Source organism: Streptomyces sp. NPDC007917, assembly GCF_042959105.1.
Classification (GTDB): domain Bacteria; phylum Actinomycetota; class Actinomycetes; order Streptomycetales; family Streptomycetaceae; genus Streptomyces.
Genome location: NZ_JBIBKK010000006.1, coordinates 79593 through 102259, shown reverse-complemented (window position 1 = coordinate 102259; position 22667 = coordinate 79593). Strand labels below are relative to the sequence as shown.

20 protein-coding genes are annotated in these 22667 nt (G+C 71.3%); 6 read left to right on the top strand and 14 right to left on the bottom strand.

Annotated features, from left to right (window positions below; genetic code table 11):
• Positions 1-73: 73 nt before the first annotated feature.
• Positions 74-1015: an SGNH/GDSL hydrolase family protein gene (locus ACFZDL_RS13235; RefSeq protein ID WP_353589106.1), complete on the bottom strand. Its 942-nt coding sequence runs from the start codon at positions 1013-1015 to the stop codon at positions 74-76.
• 328 nt (positions 1016-1343) lie between these two features.
• Here ACFZDL_RS13235 and ACFZDL_RS13230 point away from each other — a divergent pair, with 328 nt between their 5' ends.
• On the top strand, positions 1344-1838 hold the full coding sequence (locus tag ACFZDL_RS13230) for a DUF3145 domain-containing protein (RefSeq protein WP_353589104.1): 495 nt from the start codon (positions 1344-1346) through the stop codon (positions 1836-1838).
• Between the two features lie 58 nt (positions 1839-1896).
• Positions 1897-2805, top strand: a complete 909-nt coding sequence (locus ACFZDL_RS13225) for an NAD(P)-dependent oxidoreductase (RefSeq protein WP_353589102.1) — start codon at positions 1897-1899, stop codon at positions 2803-2805.
• Between the two features lie 103 nt (positions 2806-2908).
• On the opposite strand, the gene ACFZDL_RS13220 is transcribed toward ACFZDL_RS13225, so the two are convergent.
• The 5 genes from ACFZDL_RS13220 to ACFZDL_RS13200 form a co-directional block, all read right to left on the bottom strand.
• A complete protein-coding gene (locus ACFZDL_RS13220) occupies positions 2909-4171 on the bottom strand; it encodes a beta-ketoacyl-[acyl-carrier-protein] synthase family protein (RefSeq protein ID WP_353589100.1) in 1263 nt (420 codons plus the stop codon).
• Positions 4172-4240: 69 nt separating this feature from the next.
• The gene (locus ACFZDL_RS13215) at positions 4241-4489 is read right to left on the bottom strand and encodes an acyl carrier protein (RefSeq protein ID WP_353589098.1); all 249 of its coding nucleotides are present in this window, start codon (positions 4487-4489) and stop codon (positions 4241-4243) included.
• Positions 4490-4565: 76 nt separating this feature from the next.
• A complete protein-coding gene (locus ACFZDL_RS13210) occupies positions 4566-5576 on the bottom strand; it encodes a ketoacyl-ACP synthase III (RefSeq protein ID WP_353589096.1) in 1011 nt (336 codons plus the stop codon).
• A gap of 13 nt (positions 5577-5589) precedes the next feature.
• Positions 5590-6549, bottom strand: coding sequence for an ACP S-malonyltransferase (locus ACFZDL_RS13205; protein ID WP_353589094.1), 960 nt, complete (start codon positions 6547-6549; stop codon positions 5590-5592).
• A gap of 89 nt (positions 6550-6638) precedes the next feature.
• Positions 6639-7823: a helix-turn-helix domain-containing protein gene (locus ACFZDL_RS13200; protein ID WP_353589092.1), complete on the bottom strand. Its 1185-nt coding sequence runs from the start codon at positions 7821-7823 to the stop codon at positions 6639-6641.
• Between the two features lie 57 nt (positions 7824-7880).
• Between ACFZDL_RS13200 and ACFZDL_RS13195 the strand changes: the two genes are divergently transcribed.
• Positions 7881-8567, top strand: coding sequence for a pirin family protein (locus tag ACFZDL_RS13195; RefSeq protein WP_353589738.1), 687 nt, complete (start codon positions 7881-7883; stop codon positions 8565-8567).
• A gap of 23 nt (positions 8568-8590) precedes the next feature.
• On the opposite strand, the gene ACFZDL_RS13190 is transcribed toward ACFZDL_RS13195, so the two are convergent.
• On the bottom strand, positions 8591-9406 hold the full coding sequence (locus ACFZDL_RS13190; protein WP_353589090.1) for a serine hydrolase domain-containing protein: 816 nt from the start codon (positions 9404-9406) through the stop codon (positions 8591-8593).
• A 176-nt stretch (positions 9407-9582) separates the two neighbouring features.
• On the opposite strand from ACFZDL_RS13190, the gene ACFZDL_RS13185 reads away from it, so the two are divergent.
• Both ACFZDL_RS13185 and ACFZDL_RS13180 read left to right on the top strand, forming a co-directional pair.
• Positions 9583-10035: a MerR family transcriptional regulator gene (locus ACFZDL_RS13185; RefSeq protein WP_353589088.1), complete on the top strand. Its 453-nt coding sequence runs from the start codon at positions 9583-9585 to the stop codon at positions 10033-10035.
• 180 nt (positions 10036-10215) lie between these two features.
• Positions 10216-11151, top strand: a complete 936-nt coding sequence (locus ACFZDL_RS13180; protein WP_353589086.1) for a DUF5829 family protein — start codon at positions 10216-10218, stop codon at positions 11149-11151.
• Positions 11152-11224: 73 nt separating this feature from the next.
• On the opposite strand, the gene ACFZDL_RS13175 is transcribed toward ACFZDL_RS13180, so the two are convergent.
• The 6 genes from ACFZDL_RS13175 to ACFZDL_RS13150 all read right to left on the bottom strand — a co-directional run bounded on the left by ACFZDL_RS13175 (position 11225) and on the right by ACFZDL_RS13150 (position 17786).
• On the bottom strand, positions 11225-12427 hold the full coding sequence (locus ACFZDL_RS13175; protein ID WP_353589084.1) for an alpha/beta hydrolase: 1203 nt from the start codon (positions 12425-12427) through the stop codon (positions 11225-11227).
• Between the two features lie 128 nt (positions 12428-12555).
• On the bottom strand, positions 12556-13230 hold the full coding sequence (locus ACFZDL_RS13170; RefSeq protein ID WP_353589082.1) for a response regulator transcription factor: 675 nt from the start codon (positions 13228-13230) through the stop codon (positions 12556-12558).
• Positions 13227-14618: a sensor histidine kinase gene (locus ACFZDL_RS13165; RefSeq protein ID WP_353589080.1), complete on the bottom strand. Its 1392-nt coding sequence runs from the start codon at positions 14616-14618 to the stop codon at positions 13227-13229. The genes ACFZDL_RS13170 and ACFZDL_RS13165 overlap by 4 nt, the downstream gene beginning before the upstream one ends.
• Before the next feature lie 70 nt (positions 14619-14688).
• Positions 14689-15693 carry a DUF4429 domain-containing protein gene (locus tag ACFZDL_RS13160; protein ID WP_353589078.1) on the bottom strand — a complete coding sequence of 335 codons (1005 nt, stop codon included), beginning with the start codon at positions 15691-15693 and terminating at the stop codon, positions 14689-14691.
• A 110-nt stretch (positions 15694-15803) separates the two neighbouring features.
• The gene (locus tag ACFZDL_RS13155) at positions 15804-17033 is read right to left on the bottom strand and encodes an alpha/beta hydrolase (RefSeq protein ID WP_353589076.1); all 1230 of its coding nucleotides are present in this window, start codon (positions 17031-17033) and stop codon (positions 15804-15806) included.
• A gap of 99 nt (positions 17034-17132) precedes the next feature.
• Positions 17133-17786, bottom strand: a complete 654-nt coding sequence (locus tag ACFZDL_RS13150; RefSeq protein ID WP_353589075.1) for a TetR family transcriptional regulator — start codon at positions 17784-17786, stop codon at positions 17133-17135.
• 117 nt (positions 17787-17903) lie between these two features.
• Here ACFZDL_RS13150 and ACFZDL_RS13145 point away from each other — a divergent pair, with 117 nt between their 5' ends.
• The gene (locus ACFZDL_RS13145) at positions 17904-19505 is read left to right on the top strand and encodes an MFS transporter (RefSeq protein WP_353589073.1); all 1602 of its coding nucleotides are present in this window, start codon (positions 17904-17906) and stop codon (positions 19503-19505) included.
• 90 nt (positions 19506-19595) lie between these two features.
• Here the strand turns inward: ACFZDL_RS13145 and aceE are convergent, their stop codons facing one another.
• On the bottom strand, positions 19596-22328 hold the full coding sequence (gene aceE, locus ACFZDL_RS13140; RefSeq protein ID WP_353589072.1) for a pyruvate dehydrogenase (acetyl-transferring), homodimeric type: 2733 nt from the start codon (positions 22326-22328) through the stop codon (positions 19596-19598).
• Between the last annotated feature and the right edge of the window lie 339 nt (positions 22329-22667).

The window sequence follows — 22667 nt, the reverse complement described above, 5'->3', positions numbered from 1 at the left end:
AGTATGAGACGGCGACACGCCGACACGACGGCGTGTCGCCGTCTCATACTCACCACAACCTCCTGCGCAGGGGCTACGGAGCAGTGATACGGCGGTAGGCCAGTTCGGCCAGCTGCTGCTGGCCCTCCTTGCTCGGGTGGAACCAGTCCCACTTACTCAATTCGTCGGTGGAGAAACGGTAGTTGTGCACCGCGTCGTCGTACCGGCACAGCACGTCCTGGGCGCAGACGGACTTCAGCACCGTGTTGTACTCGTCCACCCGGTCCTCCACCCGGCGGCGCCGCTCCTCCGCCGCCGGGTCGGTGGCGTCGGAGTCCTTGAGCATCGACGGGCAGATCCCCAGCTTCCAGATCTGCCGGCCCAGCACGTTCTTGCGCCCCTCGGACCACAGCCGCTTCAGGTCCGGCACGCTGGCCACGTACACCTGAGTCCTGGGCAGGTCCTGGCGCAGCGTCTTGAGCGCGGCGCCGAACTCGGCCCGGAAGTCGGCCGTCGGGGTCATCTCGTCGACGGAGGGGCGGCAGGCGTCGTTGGCGCCGATCAGGATGGTCACCAGCTGCGGCTTGCGGGTGACCGCCGATTGGACCTGGCCGGACAGGTCGGCCACCACCGCGCCGGTCTTGGCGTAGTTCCAGGTGCGCGTGGTGGAGCGGGAGGTGGTGGGCAGCAGCCGGCGGGCGAGGCTGTTCACCTCCGTGCCGGTGGACCAGGACACCTCGGGGCAGTCGGCCAGCACCGAGCAGGCGTCGAAGCCGCGGGTGATGGAGTCGCCGAGGGAGGCGATGGAGTCCGGCCTGGTGTTCCACGGGGCGCTGGGCTTGGCGGCGGGGCGCTTGCCGCGGGAGCCGCCCGGGTGGGAGGCGTCGTCGGAGCCGCCGAGGCAGCCGCCCGACGCCAGTACGGCGGCCGTGGTGAGCAGCGCCACAGCGGTGCGCGCGGCGGTGGTGCGGGTGGTCGTGGACGCGGACCGTGACCCCGGAAACGTCCGGCGCCGGCGTGGAGCGCTGCCCCGCATGGCTGTTCCCCCTCCGACTCTTGGGTGATTCTGTCCAGGACCGACGGTACGTCACTCCTCCGGCCGCACCGCGCGATAGCTTTTTCCCGTGCCAGTTGAGCCCCGCCCCTGGCGGCAGCGGGAGCGTTCCGGTACGGGCAAGTCACCTGGCGTCACATCGTGTCCGTTTTCAGAAGAATTCTGCCTGAAAAATTTCACTGCAGGTAACCTCGGGACTGGTGCGAGGGTGATCATTAGGGCAGAATGTCTAGTGCTGTCCCGGGCACCACCGGTACGGACGCGAGGCCGCTGGGGAAGGCGTACCTCGAGAACCGCACAGGAGGCCCAGGTGACGACACGTGGAGTTCTGTACGTGCACTCCGCTCCGCGCGCGCTGTGCCCGCACGTCGAATGGGCCATCGCGGGCGTACTCGGCGTGCGCGTCACCCTCGACTGGATCAAGCAGCCCGCCGCGTCCGGCACGTGGCGCGCCGAGTTCTCCTGGCAGGGCGAGGTCGGTACCGCCTCCAAACTGGCCTCCGCGCTCCGCGGCTGGCATCTGCTGCGCTTCGAGGTGACCGCGGAGCCGTGCGCCACGGCCGAGGGCGAGCGCTACAGCTCCACCCCCGACCTCGGCATCTTCCACGCCGTCACCGGTATGCACGGCGACATCCTGATCCCCGAGGACCGGCTGCGCGCCGCGCTCGCACGCTCGGCGCGCGGGGAGAGCGATCTGCAGGCCGAGGTGGCCAAGCTGCTCGGCCAGCCCTGGGACGACGAGCTCGAGCCCTTCCGCTACGCGGGGGAGGGCGCCCCCGTCCGCTGGCTCCACCAGGTGGTCTGAGCCCGGCGGTTGGGTCCGCTTTTGGCCTGGAGCCCGCTCCAGGACCTAGCGTGCTGATATGACCGAAAACCTCCCCACACCCCGTCCCGCCCAGTCCGTAGCGGTCCTCGGCACCGGCATCATGGGCTTCCCGATGGCCCGTAACCTCGCCGGAGCCGGGCTCGAGGTCCGCGCGTGGAACCGCACCCGCGCCAAGGCCGAGCCGCTGGCCGCCCACGGCGTGCGCGTCACCGACACCCCCGCCGAGGCCGTGGACGGCGCCGACGCCGTCCTGACGATGCTGTACGACGGCCCGGCCGCCCTCGACGCGATGCGACAGGCCGCCCGGGCGCTGCGCCCCGGGGCGGTGTGGGCCCAGTCCACCACCGCCGGTCTCGGCGCCCTGGACGACCTCGCCGCGTTCGCCCGGGAGAGCGGGCTGGTGTTCGTCGACGCCCCCGTCCTGGGCACCAAACAGCCCGCCGAGAGCGGACAGCTGCTGGTGCTCGCCGCGGGCCCGGAGCCGGCCCGTACCGTCCTGGCCCCCGTCTTCGAGGGGGTCGGCGGCCGGACCCTGTGGGTGGGCGAGCGCGGCGAGGAGGGCGCGGCCACCCGGCTCAAGCTGGTGGCCAACAGCTGGGTGCTCGCCGTCACCAACGGCACCGCCGAGGCCCTGGCCCTCGCCAAGGGGCTCGGCGTGGACCCGCACGCCTTCCTGGACGCCGTCGCGGGCGGGCCGCTGGACATGGGCTATCTGCGGGCCAAGGCGGAACTGCTGCTCAGCGGGCGGCTGGAGGCCAGCTTCGCGACCAGGACCGCCGAGAAGGACGCCCGGCTGATCGTCGAGGCGGGCGAGCGCGCGGGGGTGCGTCTCGACGTGGCGGCCGCGGGCGCGGAGCGGTTCCGGCGGGCCACCGAGCGGGGGCACGGCGACCAGGACATGGTGGCCTCGTACTTCGCCAGCTTCGACGAGGACGGAGAAGCCTGAGCCGGTCGATCCGGCCGGGCGCCCGGTGTCCGGACACGCGCGAGGCCCGTACGGCCACTCACCACTGAGTGGCCGTACGGGCCTTCGTGTCGCGGGGGGGCCTTCAGACCGTACGGAAGGCCAGCACCACGTTGTGGCCGCCGAAACCGAACGAGTCGTTGAGCGCCGCGATGGTGCCCGCGGGCAGGGGGCGCGGTTCGCCGCGCACGATGTCCGCGTCCGCCTCCGGGTCGAGGCTGTCGAGGTTGATCGTCGGCGGGGCCAGCCGGTGGTGCAGGGCCAGCACCGTGGAGACCGTCTCCACACCGCCCGCGCCGCCGAGCAGATGGCCGGTCATCGACTTGGTGGCGGAGATCGCCATGTGGTCGACATCGTGGCCGAAGACCTTGCGCAGCGCCTTGAGCTCCGCCACATCGCCCTGCGGGGTCGAGGTCGCGTGCGCGTTGACGTGCGCGATCTCGGCCGGCTTGAGCTCGGTGGCGTCGACCAGGTTCTGCAGCGCGTGTGCGATGCCGTTACCGGACGGCTCCGGCTGGGTGATGTGGTGCGCGTCGGCGGAGATGCCCTGGCCGACGGCCTCGGCGTAGACCCGCACACCACGGCGGGCGGCGTGGTCGGCCGACTCCAGGACGATGGCGCCCGCGCCCTCGCCCATCACAAAGCCGTTGCGGGCGGTGTCGAACGGACGCGAGGCGCCCTGCGGGTCCTCGTTGTTCTTCGACATCGCCATCATGTTGCCGAAGGCCACAATGGGCAGCGGGTGGATGGACGCCTCGGTGCCGCCCGCGACGACCACATCGGCGCGGCCGGTGCGGATCATCTCGATGGCGTAGCCGATGGCCTCCGCGCCCGACGCACACGCGCTGACCGGGGTGTGGACACCGGCGCGGGCGCCGACCTCCAGGCCGACGTTGGCCGCCGGACCGTTGGGCATCAGCATCGGCACGGTGTGCGGGGACACCTTGCGGACGCCCTTCTCGCGCAGCACGTCGTACTGGTCGAGGAGGGTGGTCACACCGCCGATACCGGAGGCCATGACCGCCCCCAGCCGGTCGGGGTCGACCGTCGGGTCCTCGCCCGCCCTGGCGGTGAAACCGGCGTCCGCCCAGGCCTCGCGAGCCGCGATCAGCGCGAACTGCGCCGAGCGGTCGAGCTTGCGGGCCTGCGGACGCGGGATGACGGTGCCCGGCTCCACCGCGATGCGCGCGGCGATGCGGACCGGCAGATCGGCTGCCCAGTCCTCCTCGAGGAGACGGACGCCGGAACGCCCGGCGAGCAGGGCCTCCCAGGTGGAGGCGGCGTCGCCACCCAGCGGCGTCGTGGCACCAACACCGGTGACGACCACGGTGCGATTGGTCGAGCTCACAGGATTTCCTACTTTACGTGTAGAAGGTGCTGGACCTGCCACCGCTCGGGTGGCGACAAGCGCTCGGACTCAGCCCTGGTGCTTGAGGATGTAGTCGACGGCGTCGCCGACGGTCTTGAGGTTCTTGACGTCGTCGTCCGGGATCTTGACGTCGAAGCGCTCCTCGGCGGCGACGACGACCTCGACCATGGACAGCGAGTCGACGTCCAGGTCGTCGGTGAAGGACTTGTCCCGCTGGACGTCCTCGGTCGGGATACCGGCGATCTCGTTGACGATCTCGGCGAGACCCTCGACGATCTCTTCCTGGGTGGCGGCCATTGCGGCGCTCCTTCTTCGGGTGATTGCGGTGAGTGCGCAGCGTCCGACCTGTTCGGGGCTGCGTTAAGGATCTTGACTAAGGGAGGGTAACGACCGTCGCTGCGTACACGAGACCCGCCCCGAAGCCGATGACGAGCGCGGTGTCGCCGCTCTTCGCCTGCCCGGTCGCCAACAGCCGCTCCATGGCGAGCGGGATGGAGGCGGCCGAGGTGTTGCCGGTGGTCTCCACGTCACGGGCGACCGTGACGTGCTCCGGCAGCTCAAGGGTTTTGACCATCGAGTCGATGATCCGCATGTTGGCCTGGTGGGGGATGAAGACGTCGAGGTCCTGCGGGCTGACCCCGGCGTCGTCGAGCGCCTGCTTGGCGACCTTGGCCATCTCGTAGACCGCCCAGCGGAAGACCGCCTGGCCCTCCTGGGTGATCGCGGGGAAGCGTACCTCAGCGGCCTTCTGGTCGCGGTACACGTCCCACGGCAGCGTCTGCATGATGGTCTCGGACTTGTCACCCTCCGAGCCCCACACGGTCGGGCCGATCGCCGGCTCGGTGGACGGGCCGACGACCACGGCGCCCGCGCCGTCACCGAACAGGAAGGCCGTCGCGCGGTCCTCCAGATCGGTCAGGTCCGAGAGCCGCTCCACGCCGATGACCAGGACGTACTCCGCGGTGCCGTCGGTGACCATGCCCTTGGCGAGGGTCAGGCCGTAGCCGAAGCCCGCGCAGCCCGCCGAGATGTCGAAGGCGGCCGGCTTGCCCGTGCCGAGCAGATGGGCGACCTCGGTCGCCACCGCGGGGGTCTGCTTGAAGTGCGAGACGGTCGCGACGACCACGCCGCCGATCTGCTCCGGCGACAGGCCCGCCGCCGCGATGGCCTTCCCGCCCGCCTCGACGGACATCGTCGCCACCGTCTCGTCCGGCCCGGCCCAGTGCCGCGTGGCGATCCCCGAGCGGCTGCGGATCCACTCGTCGGAGGAGTCGATGTGCTTGAGGATCTCCTCGTTGGGCACCACGCGGTGCGGACGGTAGCCGCCGACGCCGAGGATGCGCGCGTACGGTGCGCCCTTGCTGGGCTTGATCTTCGCGGTCATGCTCTGGGAGCTCCTATTCGGCCGGGGTGTCGGCGACCGGAACAGCGTGCTCGGCGATCAGCGCACGGGCCGCCTCGAGGTCGTCGGGAGTCTTGAGGGCCAGCGTCTTGACGCCCGGCAGGGCGCGCTTGGCGATGCCGACGAGGGTGCCACCCGGCGCCACCTCGATGATCGCGGTGGCACCCAGCTGCTGGAAGGTCTCCATGCACAGGTCCCAGCGGACCGGGTTGGACACCTGGGCCACCAGCCGCTGGGCGACCTCGGAGCCGGAGGTGACGACCTGTCCGTCCCGGTTGGAGACGTACGGAAGACGCGGATCGGCGACGGGGGCGCCCTCGATCAGGGACTGGAGCGCCGAGACCGCCGGGGCCATGTGGTCGGTGTGGAACGCGCCCGCCACCTTCAGGGGGACGACCCGGCGCACCCCCTCCGGCTTGTCCTCGGCCAGCGCGGCCAGCTGCTCGGCGGTGCCGGCCGCCACGATCTGGCCGGCGCCGTTCACATTCGCCGGGGTCAGCCCGTGCTTGGCCAGATGGGCGACGACGTCCTCCTGCTCACCGCCGAGCACCGCGGCCATACCGGTCTCGGCCTGCGCCGCGGCCTGTGCCATCGCGAGCCCGCGGTGGCGGACCAGCACCATGGCGGCCTCATCGGTCAGCACACCGGCGACCGCGGCCGCCGTGATCTCGCCGACGCTGTGCCCGGCGCTCGCGCCGAGCGAACCCCGCACGTCCTCGGCGCCCTCCGCGAACAGGGCGTGGGCGGAGGCGAGTCCCGCGGCCACCAGCAGCGGCTGGGCGACGGCGGTGTCCCGGATCTCCTCCTCGTCGGCCTTGGTGCCGTAGTGGATCAGGTCAAGTCCGGATACGGCGGACCACCAGGTCAGCCGTTCGGTGACGCCGGGGAGGTCGAGCCAGGGGGTCAGGAAGCCGGGCTTCTGGGCGCCCTGGCCGGGAGCGACGAGTACGAGCACCCTCACACTCTCTCTTGTGGGCGGTCCCGCCCGCCCGTGAGGACAAGGACGAAGAACCGTTAGGGGAATTGTTGGACTCCGACAAAGACCTAGACCTGGGGGTCCGCGTCGGCCAGACGCCCCAGGATCAGGGCTATGCGCAGAGTAAACGCCGACCGCACATCGGAAGGCGACCATCCGGTGACGTCGGTCACACGTCGCAGCCGGTAGCGCACGGTGTTCGGGTGAACGAAGAGCATGCGTGCCGCGCCTTCCAGACTGCTTGCCTGCTCCAGATATACGCTCAGAGTTTCCAGCAGGGCGGAGCCCGCCTCCTCCAGCGGTCTGTAGATCTCCTCCACCAACTGCTCACGAGCCGCCGGGTCCGCGGCCATCGCGCGCTCCGGCAGAAGATCGTCCGCGAGCACCGGCCGCGGCGCGTCCGGCCAGGCGGTGCACGCCTTGAGCCCGGCCGCGGCGGCCGCCGCGGACTTGGTCGCGGCCAGCAGGTCGGAGACCACCGGGCCCGCCACCACAGGACCCGCCGCGAACGGCCCGATCAGCGCTTTCGCCGCCTGCAGCGGATTGTCCGAGCCGCCCGCGACCACCACCAGACGGTCGCCGAGGACACCGGTGAGCACCTGCAGCTTGGCGTGGCGGGCGGCGCGCCGGATCGCCTCCACGGTCAGCTCGCTGTCCCCGTCGGGCGCGGTGCCCAGCACCACGCACACATGCTCCGGGGCGTTCCAGCCCAGGGCGGCGGCGCGGGACAGCGCCCCCTCGTCGGCCTCCCCCGACAGCACGGCGTTGACCACCAGCGACTCAAGACGGGCGTCCCACGCACCCCGGGCCTCGGCCGCCTGCGCGTACACCTGCGCGGTGGCGAAGGCGATCTCCCGCGCGTACACCAACAGCGCCTCGCGCAGCACCGACTCGTCCCCGGGGGCCGCCACCTCGTCGATCGCGGACTCCATGACCTCGATCGTGGTGCGGACCATCTCGACGGTCTGCCGCAGCGTGATCGCCCGGGTCAGCTCGCGCGGCGCGGTGCCGAAGACATCGGTGCTGATGGCCTGCGGGGCCTCCGGGTGCCGGAACCACTCGGTGAACGCCGCGATGCCCGCCTGGGCGACCAGCCCGATCCAGGACCGGTTCTCGGGTGGCATCGCGCGGTACCACGGCAGCTGCTCGTCCATGCGGGCGATGGCGCTCGCCGCGAGCTTCCCGGAGGACTTCTCCAGGCGACGCAGGGTGGCGCTGTGCGGATGAGGGCTGTTCGCGGCTGGTTCTGGCACGAGGACAAGACTGCCTTATCGGATGACGAGGGTGGTGGCGTGGGTACTGTGGGCCGGATGATGTGGGTACAGCGCGCCGGTGAACGGTACCGGGGCGGAGACGGGGCGGGCATCGAGACGCGCCACGCCTTTTCCTTTTCTGGGTATTACGACCCGGAAAATGTGCGATTTGGGTCACTCGTGGCCTGTAACGAGGAGCGGCTGGCGCCGGGGGCGGGCTTCGCCGAGCATCCGCACCGCGATGTGGAGATCGTCACGTGGGTGGTCGAGGGCGAGCTCACCCACGAGGACTCCACCGGGGGCCGCACCGTGGTGCGCCCCGGCGAGGTGCAGCGGCTCAGCGCGGGCGGCGGGGTGCGGCACAGCGAGCGCAACGAGGGCCGTGAGCCGCTGACCTTCGTCCAGATGTGGCTGGCTCCGGCGCCCGGCTTCACCTCGGCGGAAGCCGGTGGAGAGCCCGGGTACGAGGTGGCGCGCGGCGTGGCCGGCCCCGCGCCGTACGTCCTGGAGCGGGCGGACGCCGCGCTCCGCGTGTGGCGGCCGGCCGCCGGGGAGCGGGTCCGGCTGCCGGCGGCGCCCTGGGTGTACGTCCATGTGGTGCGGGGTGAGATACGTCTCGCCGAGCAGACCCTGGCGGCGGGGGACGCGGCGCGGATCACCGACGGGCGGGGGCTCTTCGTCCGCGCCCTGGGCGGGGCGGAGTTGCTGGTGTGGGAGATGCGCGCGGAGCCGTCGTACGGCTGAGCGCGGTGGGTGGGCGAGGTGGGTCAGGCGCGCAGCTCGGCGAGGACCGCGTCGGTCAGCGCGGGCCAGACCTCGATCGCCCAGGGGCCGAAGGCGCGGTCCGTCAGCGCCACACAGGCCGCCCGCGCCTCCGGGTCCACCCACAGGAACGTGCCGGACTGGCCGAAATGCCCGAAGGTGCGGGGCGAGGAGGCGGTGCCCGTCCAGTGCGGCGCCTTGCCGTCGCGTATCTCGAAGCCGAGCCCCCAGTCGTTGGGCCGCTGGTGCCCGTAGCCGGGCAGCACCCCGCCCAGGCCGGGGAAGGCGACCGAGGTCGCCTCCGCCAGCGTCTCGGCGGCCAGCAGCCGCGGGGCCTGCAGCTCGGCCGCGAAGCGGACCAGGTCGGCGACGGTGGAGGCGCCGTCCTTGGCGGGGGAGCCGGGCAGGTCGGTCGAGGCCATGCCCAGCGGCTCCAGCACCGCCTGGCGCAGGTACTCGGCGAAGGGGATGTCCGTGGCCTTGGCGATGTGATCGCCCAGCACCTCGAACCCCGCGTTGGAGTACAGCCGGCGGGTGCCGGGCGCGGCGGCCGGGCGGTGCTCGTCGAAGGCGAGCCCGGAGGCGTGGGCGAGCAGATGGCGGACCGTGGAGCCCTCGGGCCCGGCCGGCTCGTCCAGCTCGGCCGCGCCCTCCTCGACGGCGACCAGCGCGGCGTACGCGGCGAGCGGCTTGGTGACCGAGGCGAGGGGGAAGCGGTGGTCGGCCGGACCGTACGATCCGGCCACCGTGCCGTCCGCGCGCACCACGGCGGCGGCCGCCGTGGGTACCGGCCAGTTCTCGATGATCCGCAGGCTCTCCATGGCCCAGAGCCTAACCAAGGGGCGGGTCGGCACAAGAATTCGTCAAATCTTCGCTTGCTTGGAGTGCGCTCCAAGTCAATAGCGTTGAGGAAGGTGTGAGGGCTTATGGATCAACGACCGGATCAACGACCGGATCAACGACCGGATCAACGACTGCGAGAGGGCGGCGAAGCGGCATGACCGTGCTGGAGAGCGCGCCGGTGAAGGTGCAGGCCTGCGCGGGGGCGACCACCCACCCCCGGCCCACCGGACAGGACCGCTACACCATCAGCGAGGTCGTCGCCCACACCGGGCTGACGGCGCACACCCTGCGCTGGTACGAGCGGATAGGGCTGATGCCGCATGTGGACCGCACCCACACCGGCCAGCGCCGTTTCACCAACAAGGACCTGGACTGGCTCTCCCTCGTCGGCAAGCTCCGGCTGACCGGGATGCCGGTCGCGGACATGGTCCGCTACGCCGAGCTGGTGCGCGAGGGGGAGCACACCTTCCCCGAGCGTGAGGAGCTGCTGACCGCGCACCGGGAGAGCGTGCGGCAGCGGATCGCCGAGCTGCAGGACACCCTGCACGTCCTCGACTTCAAGATCGATATCTACTCCGAGGCCCGCCGGGCGTCCGAGCGGGTCTGAAAGCCATGAGCAATGCTTTTCCGGAATTCACCGGAAAAGCATTGCAGGGGGGACATGGCCCCGGTGGTGTATTTTGTCTTCCGGGTCCGGTCCCGTCGTTTATTCATTCGCGGAATAAAAAATAAAGCTTCCCCCGGTGATACCCGCCTCACTAAGATCACCACCATGTTTATTCGTCGGATGTTAAGAGCGACCGTCGGCTTCGCTGTTGTCGCCGGTGTCGCCTTCACGGGGACCGTCGAGGCCGGCGCGCAGACGGCGCGGACCGCCAAGAGTGAGCAGTCGGCCGCTGAGCAGGTGCTCTACTACAACCACTCCTACGGAGTCGTCGACCGCGAGACGGCCGACGCCGTGGAGAATTCGGACTTCCTGCGGAAGTTCGCCAATTTCGAGGTCCGCACCACGAGCAGCGGTGACCTCACCTGGAAGGGCCGTTACCTCTACGGCGGCCAGACCTACATCGAGCTGTTCGGGACCGGCGACCTGCCGGGCCAGGACGCCAACTTCGGTTCCAGCGCCGTCGCGTACTCGACCGAGCACGACGGCGACCTGGCGAAGGTGAGCCAGGGCCTGCGGGATCAGGGGTTCGACAAGCTGGACGAATTCCTCCAGACGCGTGACTTCGGCGACGGCGTCCGGGTGCCGTGGTTCGACGGCGTCCAGTTCCCCGTCGCCGACTATCCCTATGACTTCTTCGGCTCATGGGCGATGGAGTACCGGGAGGAGTACTTCTCCGACCCGCGCAGCAAGACCGGTCCGGCGAGCTACCCCGGCGACACCAGCCGTCAGCGCTATCTGCCGGACACCTACAAGGACCACCAGATGCGGGACCTGACCCGCATCCGCTTCGCCGTCACCGAACGCGACCTCAACACGCAGCTGCCGCTGTTCGAGGCCGGCGGTCTCGACATCAGGAAGGTCCCGGGCGGCGTCCTGGTGAAGGACGGCCTCACCACGATCCAGTACGACGTGGTTCCGGCCGACAAGGTGGGTCTCAAGCAGATCCAGATGTCGCTCAACGCGCCGGCGGCCACCCGGCACGTGGAGCGGATCGGCAACTCGACCCTCGTCGTGGGCCCCGGCGACCGCGCCGTGTGGACCTTCGACAAGCCGTAACACCACACGCCACACGGCAACGCCGGCCTGGATTCGTCCAGGCCGGCGTTGCCGTCTCGGCGCGAGGGCTCTCTCACACCAGGCCGTGGCGGCAGTCAGAGCCGTGGCCCGCGCCGTCCGCGCAGCGGACCGCCGCGAAGTGACCGAGGGCGATCCGCGCGAAGTTGCGCAGCGACTCCGTGCCGGGGGCGAAGTAGCCCGTGTGGCCGCGGGCCCGGTCAGCGGAGACCACACGCGCGCCGAAGGACCGGTCGGTCGGGTCCTCGCCGTGGCCCAGGCCCAGGAAGTCGAAGCCGGTCACCCGCCGGACCCAGTCGGAGGAGTCGCGCGCCGCCCAGACGCGGGCGGCCGGGCCCAGGTCCGCGGCGTCGTCGGCGCGTACCCCGGGGGAGCCGAACACCACCAGGTCGGAGATCTCGGCGCGGTCGAGACGGGAGGCGGTCAGCCCGCAGACGACCGAGCCGTAGCTGTGGCAGAAGACGGCCGGCGGGGCCTGCGCGGCCTCGCCGGCGGTCGCGGCCAGACCGGCGAGGAAGCGGTCGAGGCGGTCCACGCCCGCCTTGGCCAGGCGGCCGGTGGCTGCGTCCGGGCCCAGGCCGAGCGGGGTGGTGTAGCCGACCCACACGATGACGGCCGTACGCACGCCCGGCGCCTCCCGGCCCATCTGCGCGCGCAGCGACCTGGCCATGCCCGCCGCGGAGCCGTACGGGTGGTCCGTGCGGTCGAAGGTCGACAGGTCGGTGTCGGAGCCGGGGACGAGGACCGCCGTGCGCTGCGCGGTCGTCAGCTCCCCGAACACCTCGGCCACCTGGCCGCGGCCGCGCGGATCGAAGGCCAGGATGTGGCGGCCGGGGGCGAGGAGCCGGGTGTACCGGTCGATGAGCGGACTTTCCGGGTCGGCGGCCCGCTCCTTGTCCCGCTCCGCCCTGATCGCGAGCGCGTTGGCGGTGTACCGCAGCGCCACGGGCGCGCCGTCGAGATTGCCGACGACGCTCGGATGACGCAGCGCCAGGGTCCGCTGCTGCGACGGGGTGAGCTCGGCGAAGAAGCGCGCGATCGCGGCGGGCGAGGCGGTGGCCGGGTCGGGCAGCCGGCCCGCGGCGCCGGGGACCGGCGAGTGGTCCGCGCGCCAGGCGGCCGTGCCGGGCGGCGGGCCGGTGACGGGCTGCTGCTCATGGGCGACGGTCCAGCCGGCGGTGCCCGCCATGACGGTGACCATGAGCGCGGCGGTGATCAGGCTGCGGGCCCGGTGCCTGCCGACCGGTGTGTGCGACATGGCCGCGTCCCCCCTCTGTTGTCCAGTGGCGGGGGGAAACGTAGGGAGGCGACGGGTGGCGAGGCGTCACACCCCGGAGCCAACTGCCGGGTCATACCTGGGTAGGGGGTGGGGTGTGCGGCGCCCGCCTATTGACCGGGCGTCACCAGGCCCGACTCATAGGCGAAGATGACCGCCTGGGCCCGGTCGCGCAGCCCCAGCTTGGCCAGCACCCGGCCGATGTGCGTCTTGACGGTCTGTTCGGCCAGCACCAGCGACTCCGCGATCTCCTGGTTGGAAAGACCACGGGCGATCAGCTCGAGCACCTCGGTCTCGCGCGGGGTGAGCGCGCCGCGCCGCACCGCGAGGTTCTTGCGCGGCGCGGGGCGCTGCCGGGCGAAGTCGGCGATGAGGCGGCGGGTGACGGAGGGGGCGAGCAGGGCCTCCCCGGCGGCCACGATCCGTACCGCCGATATGAGATCGGCGGGCGGCGCGTCCTTGAGGAGGAAGCCGCTGGCGCCCGCGCGCAGCGCCTCGTACACATAGTCGTCGACGTCGAAGGTGGTGAGCATCAGCACCTTCGGGCGGTGGGTGACGCCGGGCGGTGGGTCGAGTATCCGCCGCGCCGCCTCCAGACCGTCCATCTCGGGCATCCGGACGTCCATGAGCACGACGTCAGGGTGTGTGCTGCGGCTGACGTCGACGCCCTGCTTGCCGTCAGGGGCCTCGCCGACCACGTCGATGTCGCTCTGCGCGGCGAGCAGCGCGGCGAAGCCCGCGCGCACCATGGCCTGGTCGTCGACGATGATCACCCGGATGGTCATGGAGCGAGAGGGTACCTTTCCGTGACGAGCGGGAGCCGGGCCGCGAGGCGGAAGCCGCCGTCGGGCAGCGGGCCGGTGTCCAGGGTGCCGCCGACCAGACGGACGCGTTCGCGCATGCCGACCAGGCCGTGGCCGGTGCCGCTGGTCTCCAGGGGCGGTCCCGGTGTGCCGTTCGCCGGGCCGTTGACGACCAGCACGGTCAGCCCCGTACGGTCCGCGGAGACCAGGATCGACACGCTCGTCGGGGCGCCCGGCGCATGCCGCACCACATTGGCCAGCGCCTCCTGCACGATCCGGTACGCCGACAGGTCCACCGCCTGCGGCAGCGGCCCGAGGGCCGCCACGTCCTTCGCGATCGACAGCGTGGTCGGTATCCCGGCCCGTACGGTCGCCTCGACCAGCTGCGGCACCCGGTCGAGACCGGGCTGCGGCGCCCGCTCCCCGCGCGCGTCCTCGCTGCGCAACACGCCCAGCAGCCGCCGCATCTCGGCCAGGGACTCGCGGGCGGTGGCCGCGATGGTGCCGAACTCCCGCTCCGCCTCGGGCGGCAGGCCCCCGATCCGGTACGGGGCGCTGTCCGCCTGCACCGTGATCACCGACATGTGGTGCGCCACCACGTCGTGCAGCTCGCGGGCGATCCGGGCGCGCTCCTCCAGCAGGGTGCGCCGGGCCCGCTCCGCCTCGCTGATCGTCTCCTGCTCGGCCAGCCGCCGCTGCGCGTCCCCGCGCTCCCGCAGCGCGCCGCCGACCAGCAGCACCACGCCGCCGAGCACGAACATCAGCACATTGGTGCCGTCGCTGTACCTGGCGCCGGGTATCCCCAGGAGCACGCCCACACCGCCGGTCACCAGCCAGACCGCGACCAGGGTGCGGCGGGGCTCGCGCAGTGCGAGGAAGAGGAGGAGGAAGAGATAGCCGATGATGTTGGGCGGCTGCCACGGCCAGGTGCGCTCGGGGAGGTCGGCGTAGCCCAACACCGCGAGTGCGCCGACGGTATCGGCGACGAAGGCGATCCACCAGGCGGGCAGCGGACGGGTGACGGCCAGCAGCAGCGGCCCGGCCTGGGCGGCGGCCAGCACGGTGGCCAGACCGCCGTTCAGGCCGTAGTTGTTGGTGAGGAGCTGGGCGGTGACGGGGAGCAGGATGATGGTGAGCAACCCCGCGACCGCGTACGGCAGCCGCCGCAGCCAGCGCCTGGAAGACCCCGCGAGCAGCGGGGTCGCCGGGTACGAGGGCGTCACGAGCGCCCGGGCGAGGGCGGACAGGTGCCGCCGGGTGACCGACAGCAGGCTCTCGTGCGCGGCGGACGGCACGGCGGTGGACGCCCCTGAGGACGCCCCCGGTGCCCGCGTGGCGGGCGGCGTCTGGGCTTGCGGCGGCTGGGACATGGCGGCTACAGCGTAGGGGGGACGGCGCGCCCCGGACGTCATACCCCGGTATGGGGTTACCCCCGGGCCGTCACAGCTCCGCCAGCAGTTCGGCCTTCTTCGAGCTGAACTCGTCGTCGGTCAGCAGCCCCGCCGTGTGCAGTTCGCCGAGGTGGCGGATGCGGTCCGCGATGTCGGCGGGGTCGCGGCGGCCGGGCCTGGCCGCGGAGCGGGCGCGGCCCAACCCGGCCGCCGACGGGTCCGGGATGGCGCTCTGCACGGCCTCCAGCACCGCCGCGGCGAACGGCAGCGACTCATGGATCAGGCCGTAGCCCAGGCCGAAGACCACCGCGGCGGGGTGGTGGTCGGGCCGCGTCGCGGCTCCGGCGCTCCCCGCGCCCGCCGAGCCGGGTACGACCGCGCCCGCACGCGCCCCGCCCATGCCGGTGGCCGAGCCGTCGGCGCCGCCGTGCCCGTCGTCCGCACCGTGCTCAAGCAGCCGCAGATAGCCGCTGCGCCCCTGCTTGGGGGAGCCGCCGGCGCCCCCCTTGGACTCCGGCGAGCGCCATTCGACGCCTGACAGCTCGTCGATCCGGAAGCGCTGGTCCCCGGCCTTCCATTTGGTCGAGGAGGCTCGGGTCAGGAACCAGCGGAACGAGACGGCCTTGCCGTCGAAGGACGCCTTGCCGTCGTACGCCTTGAACGACAGCGGCGGCGTGGGCGCGGCGACCAGATAGGACTCGGCGTGGGTGGCGGCCGCGGGGCCGAGGGCGGTGCGCAGCTCGTCGGCGTAGTACTCGGCGAGCGATCCGCGCTCGGCGGGCAGCACCAGGCGGTACGGGTCGCCCGCGTCCTTGAGCTGGCCGTCGGCGGCGTCCATCAGGGGGTCGGCGCCGGGTCTGGGCACGGCGCGCAGCACCACCGTCCCCCGTTTGCCGGGGGCGACCTCCACCGCGGACAGCGCCTCGTAGGGGATGCGGCGCTCGCCGAGCGCCTGCAGCAGCTTCGGCGTACGGATCCCCCGTTCGAAGCGGATGAGCACGGAGTCGGTGTCGAACTCCCAGACGGTCTGAAAACCGGCCAGCACATCACCCATGCGGCTCATCGTATGCGGCGGGGGCCCGCCCGTCCCCCTTCGGAGGTTACGCGCGTCAAATCAATTTGCGCCGTCAGCTAATTTTCAGCCGTCAGCTCAGGTTCCAGCCGTCAGCTCAGACCGGACCGGCAGGTGGCGCCGTCCGCACAGTTCACGGACTGGACCGAGCCGATGCCCACCCGGGCGAAGTTGTCGAGGCTGGTGGTGCCCGGCTCGAAGTACCCGGCGTGTCCCTGCGCCCCGTCGGCGGACAGGATGCGGGCCCCGAAGCCGGAGGAGACCGGGTCCGCGCCGTGGCCGAGCCCGCCGACCTCCACGTGCGGGATGTCCTGGATCCAGTCGCCGGAGTCGCGCATCGCCCACACCCGGGCGCTGGTGCCCAGGTCGGAGGCGTGGTCGGCGCGCATACCGGGGCTGCCGGCGACGGCGATGTCGGTGACCTTGGGCGCCAGGTCGCGGGCGGCCACCCCGCACACCACCGAACCGTAGCTGTGGCACATCAGCGAGACGCGGGTGAGCGCGGGCAGGCCGTTGACCAGCGCGCGCAGCCGCAGGGCGCCCTGGGCGGCGAGTTTGCCGGTGGCGGCGTCCATGCCGACGCCGCTCGGGGAGGTGTAGTCGGCCCAGGCGATGACGGCGTTCTTGCCGTTCGCGTCGAGGGCCCGCTCGGCGTCGTAGAGGGCGCGCGCCATGCCGTCGACCGCGGTGTAGGGGCGCCCGGCCTTCTGGAAGGTCAGGATGTTGGTGTCCACGCCGGGCACCACGACCGAGACGCGGCCGGCGTGTTCCAGGTCGCCGAAGACCTCGGCGGCCCGCCCGGAGCCGGTGGGGTCGAAGGCGAGGATCTGCCGGTCGCCGCTCAGCAGCTCCTCGTACCGCTGCATCCGGCGTTCGGCGTCCTGCCGCCCGAGCGGGGTGAGCCCGCTGTCGTGCGTCCGCTTGCGCTCGATGTTCCGGGCGCGGGCGAGGGCGATCCGGTTGGCGTGGTAGCGCAGCTCCACCGGCGCGCCGTTCATGTTGCCGATCACCAGCGGGTAGCGGCGGGCCAGGCGCTCGCGCTGGGCCGCGGTGAGCGAGTCCAGGAAGCGGGCCAGACGGCGGGGCGGGCCGGACGGGTCGGGGAGGGCCCGGGCGCTCTGGGAGCCTCCGGCCACCGCCGGGAGGTGCCCCTTGCTCCAGGCGGCCAGCTCGGCGGCCAGCGAGCCCTTGGGCCCTCTCTGCTCCCGCATGGCCGTCCAGCCGGTGGTGGCGAGCAGGATGAACACCACGGCCAGGGCGAGCAGCGCGCGCCAGGCGGTGGATCCGGGGGAGGGGGAGCCGAGCTCAGAGAAGGAAGTCACCGCGGGACACCCTAGGAGACGCGTGGCGGTGGCTGCCAAATGCGGTGACGCTTCTCACGTTTGAAGGGGATTCTGGCGACCCTTTTGCCCGATTTCGTATTATCTATCCCACGGTTCGGTCAGCGCCGCCCTGACGTGCTCGAGGTGGTAGGCGGTGAGATCCCGCAGGGACTCCATGCTGGCGTCCTCGCTCTCGCCCCACAGCCGGCCCGCCACCCGGATCACCCCGCCGAACGCCGCGACCACCAGGCGCGGCCGCGGGTCCGTGTCGATGTCCAGGCCCTCGCGCCGGGCGATCTCCCGGGCCAGCCGCTCCTCCAGTTCGGCGGTGCGGCGCAGATGGACGGCCAGCAGGGCGGGGGTCGACTCGATCACGCAGTACATGCGCATGTGGAGGTCCCGGGGGACCAGCTGTGAGACGGCCTCGCCGATGGTGTCCCAGGCGTCGAGGACGGCTCCGTGCAGGGCGGTGAGCGGTGCCTCGCCGGCGGGGCGGTCGACCAGGGCGGTGAAGAAGTGGGACTCCGCCACGTCCTGGGCGGCGAAGGCCACTTCCTCCTTGTTGGCGAAGTACCGGAAGAAGGTGCGCTGCGAGACGTCGACCGCGTCCGCGATCTCGTCGACCGTCGTGTGGTCGTATCCGTTCCGGGTGAACAGCTCCAGGGCCGAGCGCACCAGGGCGGCTCGCGTCCGTTGCTTCTTGCGTTCCCGCAGTCCCGCCGGTGGTGGTGCCACCGCCTGGTCCGTTGTCACCTGTGGAGCTCTCTTTCTGGCGCGTTCGGGCCGCTCACCATACCTGCGGGAAAGGTGACAGTTACCGAATCGTGAACTTGTTTGTCAATTGTCAGTGACTGACACTAGCCTCCGAGCATGACGTCTGAGACCACCGTCGCCAACGCGGCGCCGGAACCTCCCATACCCGATCCCCCGAAGGGGCTGCGGGGACACCCATGGCTGACGCTGCTGACCGTCGCCATCGGCGTGACGATGGTCGCCCTCGACGGCACGATCGTCGCGATCGCCAACCCCGCCATCGCCGAAGACCTCGACGCCTCGCTCGCCGACGCCCAGTGGATCACCAACGGCTATCTGCTCGCCCTCGCCGTCTCGCTGATCACGGCCGGCAAGCTCGGTGACCGCTTCGGCCACCGCCAGACCTTCCTGATCGGCGTCGTCGGCTTCGCCGCCTCCTCGGCCGCCATCGCCCTGTCCGGCAGCGTGAGCCTGCTGGTGGCCTTCCGCGTGCTCCAGGGCCTGTTCGGCGCCCTGCTGATGCCCGCCGCGCTCGGCCTGCTGCGCGCCACCTTCCCGGCCGAGAAGCTCAACATGGCCATCGGCATCTGGGGCATGGTGATCGGCGCGTCCACCGCGGGCGGACCGATCATCGGCGGTCTGCTCGTCGAGCACGTCAACTGGCAGTCCGTCTTCTACATCAACGTTCCCGTCGGTGTCCTGGCCCTCGTCTTCGGGATGGCCATCCTCAAGGACCACCGCGCCGAGAACGCCCCCAAGTCCTTCGACATCCCCGGCATCGCGCTGCTGTCCGGCGCGATGTTCTGCCTGATCTGGGCCGTGATCAAGTCCGGCGAATGGCAGTGGGGCGACTCCCGCACGCTGCTGTTCCTCGGGCTCGCCGCGGTCTGCTTCGCCGCGTTCGCGTTCTGGGAGACCCGTACCAGCGAACCGCTGCTGCCGCTGCGCATGTTCCGCTCCGTCCCGCTGTCCGCCGGCACCGTGCTGATGGTGCTGATGGCCTTCGGGTTCATGGGCGGGCTCTTCTTCGTCACCTTCTACCTGCAGAACGTCCACGGCATGAGCCCGGTCGACAGCGGGCTTCACCTGCTGCCGCTGACCGCCATGATGATCGTGGCCTCGCCGCTGGCCGGGCTGCTGATCACCAAGCTCGGGCCGCGCATCCCGCTGGTGGTCGCCATGGTGCTCACCGCCGTGTCGATGTTCGGCGCCTCCACCCTCGACGTGGACTCCTCCACCGCCGAGATGTCCCTGTGGTTCGGCCTCCTCGGCCTCGGCCTCGCCCCGGTGATGGTCGGCGCCACCGAGGTCATCGTCGGCAACGCGCCGATCGAGCTCTCCGGCGTCGCCGGCGGCCTCCAGCAGGCCTCCATGCAGGTCGGCGGCAGCATCGGTACGGCCGCGCTCGGCGCGGTCATGGCCGCCAAGGTCGACGACGACCTGCCCGGCTCCTGGCAGCGCGCCGGGCTGCCGCCGATGTCCGCGGAGCAGCTGGACGGGGCGTCCAAGGCGGTCGAGGTCGGCAAGGCCCCGCTCACCCCGGACACGCCGCCGGAGCTGGTCGGCAAGATCACGGGCGTGGCGCACGACACCTTCGTGTCGGGGATGGGCGTCGCCTTCACCGTCGCGGGCGTCGTCTCGCTCCTGGCTGCCGTGGTGGCGGCGTTCACCAAGCGCGGCAAGAACGCGGAGGCGGGCGCGGGAGCGGCGCACATCTGACCGCACGACGTCTGACGACCGCGTACGGCAAAGCGCCGGGAGGGCTCAGCCTCCCGGCGCTTCGCCGTGTCCGTCAGCGATACGTCAGCGCTACGCGTCGCCCCCGGCCGCGCCCGGGTCGGCGGCGGCCACGTCCAGCAGCTGGTACCGGTCGATCGCCTGCTTGAGCACCGAGCGGTCGATCCGGCCCTCCTTGGCGAGCTCGGTGAGCACGGCCAGCACGATCGACTGGGCGTCGATGTGGAAGAAGCGGCGCGCCGCCCCGCGGGTGTCCGCGAAGCCGAAGCCGTCGGCGCCCAGCGACTGGTACGTGCCCGGCACCCAGCGCGCGATCTGGTCCGGAACGGCCCGCATCCAGTCGGAGACGGCCACCTTCGGCCCCTCCGCGTTCGTCAGCTTCCGCGTCACATACGGAACGCGCTGCTCCTCCTCGGGGTGGAGCAGGTTGTGCTCCTCCGCCTCGACGGCGTCGCGCCGCAGCTCGTTCCAGGAGGTCGCCGACCACACATCGGCCTTCACGTCCCACTCGTCGGCCAGGACGCGCTGCGCCTCCAGCGCCCACGGCACCGCCACGCCCGAGGCGAGGATCTGCGCCGGGATGGCGCCCTTCTCGCCCTCCTTGAAGCGGTACAGGCCCTTGAGGATGCCCTCGCGGTCCACGTCGGCGGGCTCGGCCGGGTGCTGGATCGGCTCGTTGTAGACGGTGAGGTAGTAGAACACGTCCTCACTGTCCTCGCCGTACATCCGGCGCAGACCGTCCTGGACGATGTGCGCGATCTCGAAGCCGAACGCCGGGTCGTACGCGACGACCGCCGGGTTGGTCGAGGCCAGCAGCTGCGAATGGCCGTCCGCGTGCTGCAGACCCTCACCGGTCAGGGTCGTACGGCCGGCGGTCGCGCCCAGGACGAAGCCGCGCGCGAGCTGGTCGGCCATCTGCCAGAACTGGTCGCCCGTGCGCTGGAAACCGAACATCGAGTAGAAGACGTACACCGGGATCAGCGGCTCGCCGTGGGTGGCGTACGCCGAGCCCGCCGCGATCAGCGAGGCCGTACAGCCCGCCTCGGAGATGCCGTCGTGCAGCATCTGCCCGGTCGGCGTCTCCTTGTAGGCCAGCAGCAGCTCGCGGTCGACCGACTCGTAGGTCTGGCCCAGCGGGGAGTAGATCTTCGCCGAGGGGAAGAGCGAGTCCATGCCGAAGGTGCGGTACTCGTCGGGCGCGATCGGCACGAACCGCTTGCCGATCTCCTTGTCCCGCATCAGGTCCTTCAGCAGCCGTACGAACGCCATGGTGGTGGCGATCTGCTGCTGGCCGGTGCCCTTCTTCAACGTCGCGTACGTCTTGTCGCCCGGCAGCTTCAGCGGCTCGGCGCGCACCACGCGGGTCGGGACGTACCCGCCCAGCGACTTGCGCCGGTCGTGCATGTACTGGATCTCCTCCGAGTCCCGGCCCGGGTGGTAGTACGGCGGCAGGCCGGACTCCAGCTCCTTGTCGGGGATCGGCAGGTGCAGCCGGTCACGGAAGCGCTTGAGGTCGTCGACCGTCAGCTTCTTCATCTGGTGGGTCGCGTTGCGGCCCTCGAAGTTCGGGCCGAGCGTCCAGCCCTTGACCGTCTGGGCCAGGATCACCGTCGGCTGGCCCTTGTGGGCCTTGGCCGCCGAGTACGCCGCGAAGATCTTCTTGTGGTCGTGGCCGCCGCGGCCCAGGTGCAGGATCTGGTCGTCGGTCATGTGCTCGACCATCTTGCGCAGCCGCTGGTCGTCGCCGAAGAAGTGCTCGCGGATGTAGGCGCCCGTCTCGGTCGCGTACGTCTGGAACTGGCCGTCGGGCGTGGTGTTCAGCCTGTTGACCAGGAGGCCGTCGCGGTCCTGCGCGAGCAGTGGGTCCCAGGTGCGGTCCCACACCAGCTTGATCACGTTCCAGCCGGCGCCGCGGAACTGCGACTCCAGCTCCTGGATGATCTTGCCGTTGCCGCGCACCGGGCCGTCGAGGCGCTGCAGGTTGCAGTTGACGACGAAGGTCAGGTTGTCCAGGCCCTCACGGGCGGCCAGGGAGAGCTGGCCGAGCGACTCCGGCTCGTCCATCTCGCCGTCGCCCAGGAACGCCCACACGTGCGACTGGGAGGTGTCGGCGATGCCGCGCGCCTCCATGTAGCGGTTCATCCGCGCCTGGTAGATCGCCCCGAGCGGGCCGAGGCCCATGGAGACCGTCGGGAACTCCCAGAAGTCCGGCATCGACCGCGGGTGCGGATAGCTGGACAGGCCGTGGCCGGCCTTCGACTTCTCCTGCCGGAAGGCGTCCAGATGCGCCTCGTTCAGCCGGTCGAGGAGGAAGGCGCGGGCGTAGATGCCGGGGGAGGCGTGGCCCTGGAAGAAGATCTGGTCGCCGCCGTCGCCCCCGTCCTTGCCGCGGAAGAAGTGGTTGAAGCCCACGTCGTACAGCGAGGCGGAGGAGGCGAAGGTGGCGATGTGGCCGCCCACGCCGATGCCCGGGCGCTGGGCGCGGGAGACCATCACCGCAGCGTTCCAACGGGTCGCGTTCAGGATCTTGCGCTCGATCTCCTCGTTGCCGGGGAAGAACGGCTCGTCCTTGGTGGCGATGGTGTTGACGTAGTCGGTGCTGCGCATCTCGGGCACCGCGACGCGCTTCTCGCGGGCGCGCTCGATCAGGCGGAGCATGAGGTAGCGGGCACGTTCCCGGCCTCGCTCGTCGACGGCTGCGTCGAGCGAGTCGAGCCACTCCTGGGTCTCTTCAGGATCGAAGTCCGGGACCTGGCTGGGAAGGCCGCCAATGATGATCGGGTTGCGATCGGATCCGGAAGCCACGCTGTTCCTTCGCTTTTCGGTCGTGCTGTGCACGCAATGGATTCGTGCTCTGCTGGGTCGCGCCGATCTCCATCGTGTACCTCGCGTAGGGGATACGTCACCTCTACCGGGTGGTAACCATCACGTGGTGAGACGGTCGCAGTGCGGGCGTCGGGGTGCGACGGCCGAACCGCAACCTTACGCGCCCCCGGACGGGGCACGCGTACGCCCGTTCGGCCCTGGGTGGCCTACCCGGCGTATCGTGGCGATACGCGCGTTCAAACGGTGCATTTTGGAGTGATGTGACTCACTCGTGGCTGTTCGTCCATGATGGGAGTTGCGGTGACACTCCCCCAATAC

Coding starts and splice junctions, on each gene's coding strand:
- ACFZDL_RS13175 (WP_353589084.1), bottom strand. CDS start 12,427: ATGTCGCACACACCGGTCGGCAGGCACCGGGCCCGCAGCCTGATCACC.
- ACFZDL_RS13170 (WP_353589082.1), bottom strand. CDS start 13,230: ATGACCATCCGGGTGATCATCGTCGACGACCAGGCCATGGTGCGCGCG.
- ACFZDL_RS13215 (WP_353589098.1), bottom strand. CDS start 4,489: ATGGCCGCCACCCAGGAAGAGATCGTCGAGGGTCTCGCCGAGATCGTC.
- ACFZDL_RS13235 (WP_353589106.1), bottom strand. CDS start 1,015: ATGCGGGGCAGCGCTCCACGCCGGCGCCGGACGTTTCCGGGGTCACGG.
- ACFZDL_RS13145 (WP_353589073.1), top strand. CDS start 17,904: ATGACGTCTGAGACCACCGTCGCCAACGCGGCGCCGGAACCTCCCATA.
- ACFZDL_RS13165 (WP_353589080.1), bottom strand. CDS start 14,618: ATGTCCCAGCCGCCGCAAGCCCAGACGCCGCCCGCCACGCGGGCACCG.
- ACFZDL_RS13210 (WP_353589096.1), bottom strand. CDS start 5,576: ATGACCGCGAAGATCAAGCCCAGCAAGGGCGCACCGTACGCGCGCATC.
- ACFZDL_RS13160 (WP_353589078.1), bottom strand. CDS start 15,693: ATGGGTGATGTGCTGGCCGGTTTTCAGACCGTCTGGGAGTTCGACACC.
- ACFZDL_RS13180 (WP_353589086.1), top strand. CDS start 10,216: ATGTTAAGAGCGACCGTCGGCTTCGCTGTTGTCGCCGGTGTCGCCTTC.
- ACFZDL_RS13225 (WP_353589102.1), top strand. CDS start 1,897: ATGACCGAAAACCTCCCCACACCCCGTCCCGCCCAGTCCGTAGCGGTC.
- ACFZDL_RS13185 (WP_353589088.1), top strand. CDS start 9,583: ATGACCGTGCTGGAGAGCGCGCCGGTGAAGGTGCAGGCCTGCGCGGGG.
- ACFZDL_RS13190 (WP_353589090.1), bottom strand. CDS start 9,406: ATGGAGAGCCTGCGGATCATCGAGAACTGGCCGGTACCCACGGCGGCC.
- ACFZDL_RS13195 (WP_353589738.1), top strand. CDS start 7,881: ATGATGTGGGTACAGCGCGCCGGTGAACGGTACCGGGGCGGAGACGGG.